This is a genomic window from Actinomyces faecalis (assembly GCF_013184985.2).
Classification (GTDB): Bacteria; Actinomycetota; Actinomycetes; order Actinomycetales; family Actinomycetaceae; genus Actinomyces; species Actinomyces faecalis.
This window is the reverse complement of sequence record NZ_CP063418.1, coordinates 915,198-929,206: the sequence shown is the minus strand read 5'-3', so window position 1 is coordinate 929,206 and position 14,009 is coordinate 915,198. Positions and strand designations below refer to the sequence as shown.

Here is a 14,009-nt window from a genome sequence, read left to right as displayed (position 1 = left end):
CAGATGTCCTGTCAGACGCGCGTCTGTGCCGCCCAGTCAGTCACAGGCCTGGTGCCAGGGGCACAGCACCCGGTCCGCCTCCCCCCCCCCGTTCCACGCAGCCTCCTGACAGGCAGGGCCCTACCGGGTCTCGTCGTGACCGGGCCAGGAGCGAATCGTCGCCAGGACCTGCGGACCGCGACGGTCCAGGAGCCGGCCGCCGTAGACGACGCCAGCCCACACCGCGCCCAGGCCCCACGCCGTACCGACCAGGAGCAGCAGCCAGCCCCACTCCCAGGCGCCTGAGACCGCCACCCAGACCAGCCCACCGACCGCAGGCGCGCTGGCAGCGACGATGACCGCGAAACCAGCGGCCTGGACCAGAGCGATGACCATGCTGATGCCCGACCCTCGCGACTTCCAGAGACTGTCTCCGGGCGCGTTGGTCTCATAGGGCATGACGACGCTGGAGACCGCGGACCAGGCATGGCCGACGCCGTAGAGCGCCAGGCCCGTTCCCGCCACCGCCGGCAGGGTCTCCCACCTCCCCGCGTAGGCCGTCGTCAGGACGAGGACCGCGAAGGTCAACGGCACCTGCCACAGCGCCGCCGCCACGACACGTCCCAGGCGGTCGTCCCGGCCGCGCACGCCTGCTGAGACCAGCTGCCACACGGCAGTGGAGTCCGTGGCGAGGTCGTTATTGAGCACCCACCCGGAGAAGAGGGCGAGGAGCAGGGCAGCCCCCACAACCGTCACAGGCGCCTGCCCCCACGTCATGGAGGCGCCCTGTCCCGCGGACGAGCCCGCTGACCTGGCGAAGACGAAGGCGAACACCGTCGGCAGCAGGACCAGGCTGATGACCTGACTCAGGTAACGCGGGTCGCTTCGCCAGTAGCGCAGACACCTCGCGGCCACGGCCGCTGCCGGAGAGGGAACGAGGCGTGCGAGACGGCGTTGCCAGACCAGCGGGTCCACGCCTGCCGTTCTCCTGCGTGCGCCCTTGCGGGCAGCCTCGGCCGCCTCGTAGGACTGGCTACGCGTTCGGTTCCGCGCCGGACCTGTCATAGCACGTGCCACGACCCTGCCCCATACCGGCATCAGGGCCGCAGGCAGGGCGACAGCCAGACAGGTGAGCCCCAGCGCTGCCAGGACCGAGCCCTGTGCCAGGTACCCCGGAGCCGCCAGCGCCCACCCCAACGGTGTCAGCCCGACCACGGTGCCGACGGTCCGCAGTGCCTGCCCCGTCTCAGCCCCTAGGCTGACCTCCTGCAAGAAGGAGGGGCCTAGCGCGACCCCCAGCAGGAGCAGCATGCCCACGAGTCCTGCGACCTCCCGTCCTCTCCTGGACTGGGAGACACCGGCGCCGATGACGACGACGCGGCTGAGCAGCACGCAGGTCGCCAGCGCCACTGGCGCCAGGGCGAGCGCGAGCACGGCTGCCGTCCACTGCCCGGCGCAGGCCCAGCTCACGGCGGGAAGTAGCAGGCCCGCTCCGGTGAGGATGCCGGGGATCCCGGCGGCTCCCGCTACGGCTAGCCCGCGTGTGAGCGCAGGTGACGGCGCGGTCCAGGCCGCGATCGCCCGGGGATCCAGCGTCGAGTCCGCTCCGGTGAGCAGGAGCGGGAAAAGCGTCCAGCCGGCTACCACGAGAGCCCCGGCTCCTGCCAGAACCGCACCGATCACCTCCGGCGAGACCTGTCCCAGGCCGACCGCGAGGACAGTGAGTGCGGCCAGGCCACCCAGGCCGTAGAGCACGCCGACGATCGTGCCGATGACCGCCCAGACGTTGCGGAGCAGCCCGTTGACGGTCAGCCGCCACCTCAGGCGGACGAGGGTCGCAACCATGACAGCTCCTCCCGTGTCGTCGGAGCGCCCACCAGCTGGGCGAAGCGCGCGTCCAGGTCCTGACCTGCTGCGACCTCCTGCGTGGTCCCTGCCGCCAGGACACGACCGGCGGCGATCACAGCGACGTGGCTGCACAAGCGCTGCACCGTGGCCATGACGTGGCTGGAGATGATCACCGTGCCCCCAGCCTCCGCGAAGTCCGTGAGCAGCCCCTGGATGGTCTGGGCCGAGACAGGGTCCACGGCCTCAAAGGGCTCGTCCAGCACCAGGACGGCCGGAGAGTGCACCAGGGCACAGGCCAGGTGGACCTTCTTGCGCATGCCTGCGGAGTAGTCGGCGACGAGGGTCGTGCCCGCCTCCCACAGCCCGAGCACGTGCAGGAGCTGGGTCGCCCGCGGCACGACCACCTCGCGGTCCAGACCGCGCAGCAGCCCTGAGTAGGTCACGAGGTCCAGGCCGCTGAGGCGGTCGAAGGTACGCAGCCCGTCCGGCAGGACACCGAGCATCGCCTTGGCCCGGCGGGGCTCGGCCCACACGTCGACACCGTGGACCGTCACCTGACCGCCATCGGGCACGAGCAGGCCTGTGGCCATGGACAGGGTAGTCGTCTTACCGGCGCCGTTAGGCCCCACCACGCCGTAGACCGAGCCTGCCGGCACCACCAGGCTGAGGTTGTCCACCGCACGCTTCTGCCCGAAGGCCTTGTACAGCCCCTGACAGGCCAGCGCCGGCACACCTCTTCCTTCGGCACCGTCCCGGGGAGCAGCACCGGCCAGGCCCAGCCCCGGCTGCGCGCCGACGGAGTGCTCAGTGACAGGGTCTGCTGGTGGAGGAGCGTCGAAAGAAGTGTTCTGGCTCATAACCTCACCCTAGGCAGTACCACTGACACACACCTCCTCCCCTCGAAGGATCTGTGCCCACCCACCCTGTCCGCATGGATGACGAGGGCGTGCCACCAGCGGTGGTGGCACGCCCTCGTCATCCATGCTGACGTCCTCGCCCAGCGAGGAGGTCAGCAGACCGTCACTTGGCGACAGCCTTCTTCAGGGCCGATCCGACAGTCAGCTTGACGCCGTAGCCAGCGGGGATCTGGATCTCCTCACCGGTACGGGGGTTGCGGCCCGTGCGAGCGGCGCGCTCAACACGCTCCACGCCCATGAGACCCGTGATCTTGACGGCCTCGCCCTTGGCGACGTTCTCAACCAGGACCTCCTGGAAAGCGCCGAGGAAGGCGTCAGCGTCGGTCTTGGTCAGGCCGGCCTTCTCGGCGATGGCGGCGATGAGCTCAGTGCGGTTGACGGACATGTACTTGCCTCTCAGTTCGTGGGTGGGCACCAGTCGGTTCGGTGCCGCTGGCCGTAACGCTATGCGTAAAAGGCCGGTTTTGTCAGATATGGCGGGCACTTTCGTGGCGGGGCACATCACTTTCTGCTCCAAGAATGCCTCTGGAGCCACATTCGTCACATCAACCACAGCCTTGCCGAGGATCCGCCAGCGCCGCGCCCGTGCCGGTCGCTGCCGTGCAGCAAACCGGCTCCCGCGAGCGTGGTGGGAGCCGGTCACCGGAGGCTGGTGCTGGCCCGTCACCAGCAGGCGTCTAGGGCCTGGCGACGGCGTCGACGAACCAGGACGTGATGGTGGTGGGGTGGGTGATCGCGGTCCCCACCACGACGGCGAAGGCGCCGTGCTCCATCACCGTACGGGCCTGGGCAGGTGTGTGGACACGTCCCTCGACGATGAGCGGGACCTGGGCGATCGCTGCGACCTGGTCCACCAGCTCGAGGTCCGGCCCCTGCGTCTTGGGGCGGTCCCCGGTGTAACCAGCCAGCGTGGTTCCCAGCAGGTCCGCTCCCCCGTCCTGCGCCGCCTGCGCATCCTCCAGGCACCCGCAGTCAGCCATGACGAGCACCGAGGGGAAAGCCTCCTTCAAGCCAGCAACCGTCTGGGCAAAGGTCAGCCCGTCTGGACGGGGCCTGCGGGTGGCGTCGATCGCCACGACCTGGCAGCCGGTCCCCGCCACGGCGACGGCGTGCGTGAGGGTCGGGGTGATGAAGACGCCGTCGTGCCCGTCCTTCCACAGCCCGATGACCGGGACGTCCACGTGCTGGTTGATCAGGGACAGGTCCGCCAGCCCCTGGGCCCGGATACCGACGGCGCCACCTGCCACGCAGGCCTGTGCCACCTGGTCCATCGTGCGAGGGTCACGCATCGGCTCACCCGGGTAGGCCTGGGCCGAGGCGATGAGGCCGCCACACAGCTGGTCAAGGACCTCGTCCTTGCTCATCGGTCTTGCCATCACGCCACGTCTCCTTCCCTGACAGCCTGTGGCAGGCGCAACCACGCCTCGTGAGCGGCACCGATGATGGGCGCCGTCGTCCCCAGGGTCGCGGGGAGCAGCTCAGTGGTGCCGGAGATCAGGTCGATCAGCTCGTCAGCGACCGTGCGCCGCAGAGGCTGCCACCACAGGTCCCCGGAGCGTGCCAGGCCTCCGGAGATGATGACCCGCTCCGGGTCGACTGCGGTGACCACCTGGGCGATCCCCCGCCCCAGCGCGACCGCTGCCTCCTCGTAGACCCGCTGCGCGACGGCGTCGCCCGCCTGGGCACGACGCTCGACCTCAAGCGCGGTGGTCACCGAGGTATCCCCCGTGGCCTCGCGGTAGCGCCGGGCGATCTGGGGCCCTGCCGCGACGGCCTCCAGGTGACCGGGCTTGCCGCAGGTACACGGCTCACCAGCCGCAGCCTCGCACGGCATGTGCCCCATCTCCCCGGCCAGGAAGTGAGCACCGTGGTGGACCGCACCGCCCAGGACGAGCGCACCGCCCACACCCGTGCCCACCGCCACGACCAGCGCGCTGGACGCTCCGTGACCGGCTCCCAGCCAGGCCTCGCCGGCCGCGTAGGCGTTGACGTCGTTGTCGACGTGCACCAGCGGCGCTGCGCCGCCAGGAGCGAGCACGCCTCGCTCGGGCAGCAGGCGGGCCACGCCGTCGGCCACGTTCGTCCCCGGCCAGCCGGTGATGGCGTCGGTCGCGGAGAGCACGACCCCGCTGCGCGCGTCGATGACGCCAGCCGAGCCGATGCCGACAGCCAGCGGACGGGGTGACCGACCGCCGTCGTCACCGGCCGCGACGACCTCACCAACCAGCCCGGCGATCGCGTCAAGCATGGCGGCGGGACCCTCCCGCCCGGGAGTCGCGACCTGGCGGACCTCACTCCGCAGCTGGCCAGTGACACTCACCAGTGCCGCAGCGATCTTTGTCCCTCCCAGGTCGACACCGACAAGGAGAGGCTCCTCCTCAGTGCCCGGACGAGAGCGGTCCCGTGTGCTCATGTCAGATCAGTCCCTGTTCTCGAGCGATGGCCATGACCTTCTCCTTCGTCTCGCCCGTCAGCGCGCGTACCGGGAAGGCCATCTCGTTCGAGGCGATCGTACCCTGGGCCTCCATGACGGTCTTGAAGGCCCCGATGCCCGCGGCGTCAGCAGAACGTCCCTGGGGCACGAAGACGATCTCGAAACCGGCGCAGATCCGGTCCTGGATCCGTCGCGCCTCCTGCCAGTCGCCCCGTTGAGCCGCCTGCCACAGCTCGACGTAGGGCCGGGGCTCGACGTTGCCGTAGCCGGGGACCATGCCGTCCCCGCCCAGCAGCAGCATGCCGTCAACCACGCACTCGTGGCCGGTCAGCAGGGCCAGCGGGTGACCCGCCTTCTCGTTGGCCGCCACCAGGCGCCGGTAGCCGACGTCGTCGCCTGAGGAGTCCTTGACGCCGGCGAGCACCCCTTGCGTGCCCAGGGACACGAGCATGTCGGCGGCCAGCTTCTTGCCGTTGAGGCGCACCGGCACGTCGTAGGCGAACAACGGGATGTCGATCGCGCCGCGGATCGCGGTGAAGTGGTCGGCGATCTCGGTCATGTCGTTGATGGCGTAGAAGGGGCAGGCCGCGACGATCGCGTCCGCCCCCAGAGCCTGGGCGCGGCGGGCGTGCTCGATGACACGGTTCACCGTCGTGTCGATGGCGCCGACCAGGACCGGCAGACGGCCGTCGACACGTGCGACGACTCGCTCGACGACGAGCTCGCGCTGGGCGTCTGTGAGGTAGGCGGCCTCAGCCGAGGACCCCAGGAGGAACAGGCCGTTGACACCTGCCTCGATCAGAAAGTCGATGAGGTGGTCCAGGCTGTCGAGGTCGACCTCGCCATTTTTAAAAGGCGTGACGACCGGAGGGATGACACCGGTGAAACGGGCGTCCATCATGATGATTCCTAACGTAAGTGGGACGGGTGTCTGAGGCTCATGCCTCAAGCAGGGAGGGCACCGCCCCCAGGAGGGTGCGGGTGTAGTCCTGCTGCGGGTTGGAGAAGATCTCCCGGGTCGTGTTCATCTCGACGATCTCGCCGAAGTACATGACGGCGATGCGGTCGGAGACGTAGCGCACGGTGTTGATGTCGTGGCTGATGAAGACCAGCCCCAGCCCCAGCGCGCTCTTGAGGTCCTGGAGGAGATTGAGAACCTGAGCCCGCACCGACACGTCCAGGGCGCTGGTGGGCTCGTCCGCGACGATGATGTCTGGCTCCAGCGCCAACGCACGGGCGATCGCCACACGCTGACGCTGTCCACCAGAGATCTGGCGCGGCAGGACCTCCAAGGCACTGGGGGGCAGCCCCACCAGGTGCAGCAGGTCACGCACCCTGGCCTCGCGCTCCTTGGGAGAGCCGATACCGTGCACGTTGAGCGGGTCGATCAGGGTGTCGTGGACGATCATGCGCGGGTTGAGCGCCGTGGCCGGGTCCTGGAAGACCACGGACACGGCGCGGCCCAGCGCCTTGCGGTCAGCCGCGGAGCCACCGAGGCGACGTCCCTTGAAGTACACCTCGCCCTTGGTCAGCGGCTGCAGGCCGACCATGACGCGGGCGGTGGTGGACTTCCCGCACCCGGACTCTCCCACCAGCCCCAGGGTCTCCCCACGACGCACCGTGAGCGAGACGTCGTTGACGGCATGCACCGTGTCGGGGCGGAACAGCTTGCCGGTACGGGACTTGTGGATCACGTGAGCGTGGCGCAGCTCGATCACCGGATCGGTCTGAGGGTCCCACGTGGTTGTGGACTGAGCGCTCATGACATGGCCTCCTTGGCAAGGATCGCCTCAAGCTCAGGCGTGACGGCGTAGAAGTGGTCGCTCCCGTCGGTCACCGGCTTGAGCACCGGACGGGTGTCCAGCCCGACCGTGGGGTAGGACGAGCGCGGGGCGAAGCGGTCGCCCTTGACGAACTCCGAGGGGCTGGGAACAGTCCCCCGCACCTGGTGAAGTCGGTTGGAGCCGGCCTCGATGGACAGGACCGCCCCGAGCAGGCCACGGGTGTACTCGTGGACAGGGTTGGTCAGCAGCTCGCTGGTCCCCGCCTGCTCCACCACCTGGCCCGCGTACATCACCGTCACCCGGTGGGCGACCTTGGCGACCAGCGCCAGGTCGTGGCTGACGAAGACCATGGCGAAGCCGAGCTTCTCACGCAGGTCATTGAGCAGGTCAATGACCTGCTTCTGTACCGTGACGTCCAGGGCCGTCGTCGGCTCGTCAGCGATGACCAGGCTCGGGTCACGGGTGAGAGCCATCGCGATGAGGACTCGCTGACGCTGTCCGCCGGACAGCTCGTGCGGGTAGCTCTTCAGCGTGCGGACCGGGTCAAGCCCCACCAGCTCGAGCAGCTCCTCGGCGCTGCGGGTGCCCCCGCGCCGAGTCAGCTGCTTCATCTGGGAGCGGATGAGCATCGAGGGGTTGAGGGAGGACAGCGCGTCCTGGTAGATCATGCTCATCTCATGACCACGCAAGGCGTTGTGCTCCGCGGGGGTCATCTCCAGGATGTTGCGTCCCTTGAACAGGATCTCACCGGTGATACGCGCCGTCGGCGGCAACAGCCCCATGACGGCCATGGAGGTGATCGACTTGCCGCACCCGGACTCCCCGACCAGTCCCATGGTCTCCCCGGGACGGACGGAGAAGGAGACGTCGTCGACGATACTCACGTCGCCGTGCTGCGCCGGGAAGGCGATCGAGAGGTTCTTGACCTCCAGAATGGACTCCGCCTCGGGGGTCGGGTAGACCAGCCGGTCGTGACGCGCCAGCTCTGCTGCGCGCAAGGTAGCCAGGCGCTCCTCGAGAGGAGTCTCCTCAGCAGCAGGCCCCACCACCCCGGTCAGCTCGGAGACCTGGGCCTGGGTGACGGCGTCGGCGGGCAGCTCAGCGTGCGAGCGCACCGCGGCCCCAGCCTCGTTCCAGGCGTGCTGGGTCTGCAGGGCCTCCTCGTCAGCCTCAACATCCACGTGAGCCCGAATTCGCGGCGATGCCATGGCATCGGTCAGGCCCTCGGACAGGACGTTGAGGCACAGCGTGGTGATCAGGATCATCAGGCCGGGGAAGAAGGTCGGCCACCAGTGCCCGGACAGCAGCAGCGCCTTGCCCTCGGAGAGCATGTTGCCCCAGGTCGGGGTGTTGACCGAGGTGATACCGGCGCCGATGAAGGACAGCGAGGCCTCGAAGACGATGGCGTCAGCCACCAGCACCGTGGCGTAGACCATGATCGGGGCCACGCAGTTGCGCACCACGTGCTTGGCCAGGATCCAGGGGACGCGTGCGCCCATGACCTTGGAGGCGGCCACGTAGTCCTCACCGAACTGGGCCAGGACGTTGGCCCGGACCACTCGGGTGAGCTGGGGGGTGTAGACGACGGCGGTCGCGATGATGATGACGGGCACGGTTGGCAACCGGGTCGACATCGCCAGCACCAGCACCGCTGCCAGGGCGATGCCGGGGAAGGACATGACGACGTCGAGCACGCGCATGACCGCCTCACCAATCCACTTGCGGCTGGTGGCGGCGATGGCTCCCAGCACGGTGGCCAGGGCCAGGGCGATGCCGGTGGCGCTCAGGCCCACCACCAGGGAGACCCTGGCGCCGTAGACCGCGCGGGAGAAGATGTCGCGGCCGGTGGCGTCGGTACCGAAGAGGTGGGCGAGGGACGGGGCCGTGGCAGGGTCGGAGGAGACGATGTCTCCCACGCCCTCGACGTGCGTGACGGACTCGCTGGCGGCCAGGCCCGTGGCTCCGGGGTTGAAGGGGGCGACCAGCGGGGCGAAAACGGCTAGCAGCGCGACCAGGGCAAGCACGATGACGGCAGCCTTGCTCCCCAGCGGCAGCTTTCTCCAGCCCTGGAACCGCAGTCCAGGCTGGGCTACCTTGTCGAGTGTGCGACGGTGCAGCATCAGACGCTCCTGATCCTCGGGTTGACCAGCACGTAGAGCATGTCAACGACGATGTTGATGATGATGAAAGCCAGTGCCACGGTGATGGACACGCCCTGGACGATGTTGATGTCGTTTCGGGTGATGCCCTGGAAGATCAGCTGCCCCATCCCCTGGATGTTGAAGATCATCTCGATGACGACGGCACCCCCCATGGCGTAGCCCAGCCGCAGGCCCAGCACCGTCAGCGGGGTGATGAGCGCGTTACGCAGCACGTTGCGGGCGATGACCACGGGCTTGGGGATTCCGGCGCCGATGGCAGTGCGGACATAGTCACGGTCCAGCTCCTCGACCATGGCGGTACGCACGACGCGGGTGAAGGTGCCGGTGTTCGGCACGGCGATGGCCAGGGCCGGCAGGAAGATCTGGCGCACGTAGGTGGCGGGGTCCTGGCTGAAGGGGACCCACTCGGTGACCACCGAGGGGAAGGTGCCGCTGGCGCCCGGGATGTCTCCGAAGCGCTGGATCAGCAGCAGTGCGAGCCAGAAGGAGGGTGTAGCCAGGCAGAGCACCGAGATCACCCGGATGAGCTGGTCGGGCCAGCGGTCACGGTAGAGCGCCGCGATGACGCCCAGGACAGTGGCCAGGATGACCGCCACGAAGATACCGATGAAGGTCAGCTGCAGCGTGATCGGGAAGGCCTGAGCAACCAGGTCGGAGATCTTGACGCCGGTGAAGGTGGTCCCCAGGTCCCCGTGGGCCAGTCCCACGAGGTAGTCCCAGAACCGGGACAGGAGAGGATCGTTGAGGTGGTGGGCCTCGCGGTACTGCTCAAGAGCCTGCGCCGTCGCCGACTCCCCCAGCGCCAGGCGCGCCGGGTCTGCGGAGGAGAAGGACATGACGACGAAGACGAGCAGCGTCACGCCCAGCACCATGATGGGCAGCGCCACAAGGCGCCGTCCGATCAGGCGGAGGAGGTTGGACACTAGGGTGCTCCTTTGCTTCGGTACCCCGCACGTCCCAGGCCAGGACACTGGGCCGCCAGCGTGCCGTGCGGCTGCTGGGTGACGTGCGGGAGGGTCGGCGGCAGTGCCGACCGCAGTTCTATTGTCTGACATCTGATGTCTGATGGCAAATGGGGGTGGTGCTGTTCGCTAGAGATCACACCCCTTCGATGACTCTGGGCCCCACAGCATGAAGGCTGTAGGGCCCAGAGTCATCGCATGGACGACGGCGTCACCCGTCTATGTCCCAGCCACCAGACCTCAGTCGGATCAGGCCTGGGTCGATCCGACGTCGACGAAGGACAGGCCGGTCAGGGCGATCGGCTTGAAGTCGGTCAGCGTCTGGGAGTCGTAGCCGGTCGGGGTCTTGCGGTGGAAGACCGGGTAGAGCGGCACCTCGTCGGATACGAGGTCGAAGATCTCCTGCCACTTGGCCACCTGCTTGTCACCCTCCAGGCGCACCGCCTCCTCCAGCATCTGCTGGACCTTGGTGTAGGAGTCAGCACCCTTCCAGTGCATGCGCCCCTCGGTCCAGGTGTCACCGCCGTACCACCAGCGCAGCAGGAGGTCAGCGTCGTTACCGAACACCGAGGGGTCACCGGGGGCCACCATGACGTCCCACGCGCCCTCGTTGGAGTCGATGAAGGAGTAGACGTCCGAGGACTTCTTCTCGTCGTAGTTGACCGTGACGCCCAGGGCCTCCAGGTTCTCACGGATGATCGGGCGGGCCGAGGAGAACCAACCGTGGTCGGTGCACAGAAGGTTGATCGTGGTGATCCCAGCCTCCGCGAGCAGCGACTTGGCCTTCTCGGCGTCGTAGGTGTAGACCGTCGACGCCTTCTTGTAGGCCGGGTGGTCCTCCTGGACGAAGCAGGTGGCCGGCGTCGCCAGCGTCCCCATGCCCGTCTCGCAGATCTTGGCGTAGTCCAGGGCGTACATGATGGCCTGGCGCGCCTTGAGATCGGAGAACACCGAGTTGTTGAACATGACGAACAGCAGAGAGAAGCCCTGCTGTGCCGCCACCTGGATCGGGGCCTGCATCGTGGAGAGGTTGGCCACCGGCACGGCGTCGATCGCCTGGACGGTGCCCGAGGTGATCGCGTTGGTCCGGGTGGTGTCATCGGGGAGGATCTGCCACTCCATGGACTTGGCCAGGGCCGGGTGAGAACCGGTGTAGGCGTCGTTGCGCTCGAAGACGATCTTCTGCGAGCCTGCACCGTTGTCCGTCATCTTGTAGGGGCCGGTGCCCACCGGGTACATGTCGAACGCTGCGGCGTCCGCCTCAGCAGCGGCCTTGGGGACGATCTTGACGACACTGATGCGCTCCGCCACCAGGGAGTAGGGGAACTTGGTCGTGATCGTGACGGTCTTGTCGTCCTTGGCGCTAATGGAGTCAACGAAGGAGATGAACTGAGCGTAGAGCGAGTTGTTGTCCGGGTTGAGGACACGCTCAAAGGAGAAGACGACGTCATCAGTGGTCACCGGGTTGCCATCGGTGAAGACGGCGCCCTCACGCAGGGTGACCTCGTAGGTGGTGTCATCCACCTTCTTCGGCAGGTCGGCACCGAGAGCGGCGTAGACCTCGCGTGTAGCGGGGTGAAGCTCCGTGAGCCCCTCCATGGTGTGCCAGTTCGCAGCCACGGTCAGGGCGGCGGTGGTGGTCATGGGGTCGTAGCCGTTGGTGCCCAGCTCGTAGGAGATTCCCGCCTTGATGACACCGTCAGGGTTGCTCATGGCGGACGATTCCTCCGCCTTGTCCGTGGTGTCGCTCATGCTTGAGCCTGAGGAGGAGCCTGAGCCGCCGCACGCTGACAGCGTGGCAGCCAGGCCAGCAGCCACGCCGAGCGTCGAAGTCAGTCGGAGAAAGCCGCGTCGGGAAGGGCGGGGAGTCGAGATCGCCATTGAAGCACTCCTAAGGTCGGACGTCTGTTGTCTGACGTTGGTAGACTGACATTAACACAGAGAACCCCAAAGTGAAAAGCAAGGAAGGACACAAGAGCCATGACAATCGCAAGGCCCTCCGCCCTGAGCGTCACCTTGGCCTCACCAGCCCTTCGCAGCGCCTACCCGTCCTTGAGCCCCGCGCCAGCGACCCAGGCGACGATCACGATGCAGGCGATCAAGGACTACATCATCCAGGCACACCTACAGCCCGGGGACCCGTTGCCCACCGAGTCCCAGCTGTGCGAGGACCTCGGCGTCTCCCGCTCATCGGTGCGCGAGGCCGTGCGCACCCTCGTCGCCCTCGACATCGTCGAGGTACGTCACGGCCACGGAACCTTCGTCGGCCAGGCCTCCATGCGCCCCATGGTGGAGTCTCTCGTCTTCAGGGGCCTGCTCAACCGCGATCAGGGCCACCAAGGCCTGCTCAACGTGGTCGAGCTGCGTGCCACGCTTGACACCGCCCTGGCCCCAGAGGTGGTCCGTGCGTGGAAGGGAAACAAGGACCCTCACATCGAGACGACGTTGGAGGGGATGGAGGATCTGGCGCACCAGGGACAGCCCTTCCCCGAGCAGGACCGCGCCTTCCACTCCCAGCTGCTGGCACGGCTGGACAACCCGCTCTACCAGCACCTGACTGATGCGTTGTGGGCGGTTCACGTCCTACTCATCCCGCTGCTACGCGCTCCTGAGCCCAAGGACATCCTGAACACCGCCGTCTCGCACCGCCAGATGCTGCTCACAGCCCAGGCCGGAGACCTCGACTCCTACCTCGTAGCCATCAAGTCCCACTACCAGCCGCTCCTGGCCTCCGTGAGCCGCTGACGTCAGGGCGCTCCTGCGCGCCCTGACGACGTCCGCCCAGACCACGACGGAGGCTCCTAGAGCCCCGGGTAGGTGCCGTTGTCAATGACCAGCTGCAGGTTCTCCGCAGGGTCCTGAGGCTGTAGGAGGCGCTCCAACCACGACTGACGCGCCTGCTCCAGGTCACGAGCCAGCCACGTGCAGCACACGATCTCCATGGCGTGGGTCCCACCGGGATAGACGTGGAGCTCACAGTCACCACCGTCACGCCAGATCCTGCTCGCCATCTCCACCACCTCGTCACGGAAGACCTCGGCGGAGGCCACTGACAGGAACACAGCGCCGAGCCCGCTCAGGTCCGTAGCACGCGCGGCCGCATCCGCCTCGGTCACCTCTGGACCACCCCGTCTGTCCCCCAGCACCTGCTGCCAGGCCCAGGTGTTCCAGGACGTCGGCCAGCGCCCGTCCTGCGGGAACTGGGCTGCGGAGCTGGGCCGGACGACGCCGTCGTCCCCTACCGTCCCGGTGCGGTCGTCAAGCATCGGGTAGTCCAGGAGGTAGCCCAGTGCCCGCGGCCCTTCCTGCCTCCGTTCAGCCAGAGCGACGCACATTCCCAGCCCGCCTCCCGCGCTCGGGCCGGTGACGATGATCCTGCTCGGGTCGCACCCGAGCTCCTCGGCGTGCTCACGCGCCCACCGCAGCGCCGCGACACAGTCCTGCGTCGCGGCCGGCGAGGGGTGCTCAGGAGCCAGCCGGTACTCCGGGGAGACGATGACCCCTCCCCACCGCCGCATCCACGGCACGCAGCGCACGACGTCGTCGTACCGGTTCCCCACGACCCGGCCCCCGCCGTGCAGCGACAGGAACAACGGCGCGCCCGCCGCCTGCCCGCAGCCAGCCGACGAGGCCTGGCCCAGGGTGACAACGGCCACCGCCATCGCCGACCCGTCCTCACGGGTGATCTCGCGCTCGGCGGTCACCAGGTCCGGGTGCTGGTCCATCAGCCGCTGCCTGGTGACCTCGACGGACTTTCGCCACTGGGGCAGGGTCTCGTCATTGAGAGGCAGGTCGAAACCTGCCGCGTCCAGCGCGTCCAGGACCACCTGGGTGTGCGGGTCATAGTCGGGGCGGGCAGGGACAAGAGGTGACATGACTGTTCCTTCAGTAGCATGGCGGCCGCCAGGTGGCAGGCGTCGTGT

At 68.0% G+C, this 14,009-nt stretch carries 12 protein-coding genes; 1 reads left to right on the top strand and 11 read right to left on the bottom strand.

Annotated elements, in window-relative coordinates:
* Window positions 1–120 precede the first annotated feature (120 nt).
* The 10 genes from HRL51_RS03980 to HRL51_RS03935 form a co-directional block, all read right to left on the bottom strand.
* Entirely contained in the window at window positions 121–1,824 is a 1,704-nt protein-coding gene (locus HRL51_RS03980) for a transporter (RefSeq protein WP_172193206.1), read from the bottom strand.
* The gene (locus tag HRL51_RS03975; protein ID WP_172121054.1) at window positions 1,800–2,684 is read right to left on the bottom strand and encodes an ABC transporter ATP-binding protein; all 885 of its coding nucleotides are present in this window, start codon (window positions 2,682–2,684) and stop codon (window positions 1,800–1,802) included. Before HRL51_RS03975 ends, HRL51_RS03980 begins: the two co-directional genes overlap by 25 nt.
* A 163-nt stretch (window positions 2,685–2,847) precedes the next feature.
* Window positions 2,848–3,129, bottom strand: a complete 282-nt coding sequence (locus tag HRL51_RS03970; RefSeq protein ID WP_006549360.1) for an HU family DNA-binding protein — start codon at window positions 3,127–3,129, stop codon at window positions 2,848–2,850.
* Between the two features lie 292 nt (window positions 3,130–3,421).
* The gene (locus HRL51_RS03965; RefSeq protein ID WP_235954454.1) at window positions 3,422–4,120 is read right to left on the bottom strand and encodes an N-acetylmannosamine-6-phosphate 2-epimerase; all 699 of its coding nucleotides are present in this window, start codon (window positions 4,118–4,120) and stop codon (window positions 3,422–3,424) included.
* A complete protein-coding gene (locus HRL51_RS03960) occupies window positions 4,120–5,157 on the bottom strand; it encodes an ROK family protein (protein WP_172193208.1) in 1,038 nt (345 codons plus the stop codon). The genes HRL51_RS03965 and HRL51_RS03960 overlap by 1 nt, the downstream gene beginning before the upstream one ends.
* A 1-nt stretch (window position 5,158) precedes the next feature.
* Complete coding sequence (locus HRL51_RS03955; protein WP_172193277.1) at window positions 5,159–6,076, bottom strand: dihydrodipicolinate synthase family protein; 918 nt, start codon at window positions 6,074–6,076, stop codon at window positions 5,159–5,161.
* A 40-nt stretch (window positions 6,077–6,116) separates the two neighbouring features.
* Window positions 6,117–6,941 (bottom strand): ATP-binding cassette domain-containing protein, encoded by an 825-nt coding sequence (locus tag HRL51_RS03950; protein WP_172193210.1) that lies wholly within the window; start codon window positions 6,939–6,941, stop codon window positions 6,117–6,119.
* The gene (locus tag HRL51_RS03945) at window positions 6,938–9,082 is read right to left on the bottom strand and encodes a dipeptide/oligopeptide/nickel ABC transporter permease/ATP-binding protein (protein ID WP_172193212.1); all 2,145 of its coding nucleotides are present in this window, start codon (window positions 9,080–9,082) and stop codon (window positions 6,938–6,940) included. The genes HRL51_RS03950 and HRL51_RS03945 overlap by 4 nt, the downstream gene beginning before the upstream one ends.
* Entirely contained in the window at window positions 9,082–10,047 is a 966-nt protein-coding gene (locus HRL51_RS03940; RefSeq protein ID WP_172121050.1) for an ABC transporter permease, read from the bottom strand. The genes HRL51_RS03945 and HRL51_RS03940 overlap by 1 nt, the downstream gene beginning before the upstream one ends.
* 288 nt (window positions 10,048–10,335) lie before the next feature.
* Complete coding sequence (locus tag HRL51_RS03935) at window positions 10,336–11,967, bottom strand: ABC transporter substrate-binding protein (RefSeq protein ID WP_172193214.1); 1,632 nt, start codon at window positions 11,965–11,967, stop codon at window positions 10,336–10,338.
* Window positions 11,968–12,066: 99 nt separating this feature from the next.
* Here HRL51_RS03935 and HRL51_RS03930 point away from each other — a divergent pair, with 99 nt between their 5' ends.
* On the top strand, window positions 12,067–12,831 hold the full coding sequence (locus tag HRL51_RS03930; RefSeq protein WP_172121048.1) for a FadR/GntR family transcriptional regulator: 765 nt from the start codon (window positions 12,067–12,069) through the stop codon (window positions 12,829–12,831).
* A gap of 56 nt (window positions 12,832–12,887) precedes the next feature.
* Here the strand turns inward: HRL51_RS03930 and HRL51_RS03925 are convergent, their stop codons facing one another.
* A complete protein-coding gene (locus HRL51_RS03925; protein WP_172193216.1) occupies window positions 12,888–13,961 on the bottom strand; it encodes an alpha/beta hydrolase in 1,074 nt (357 codons plus the stop codon).
* Window positions 13,962–14,009: the final 48 nt, after the last annotated feature.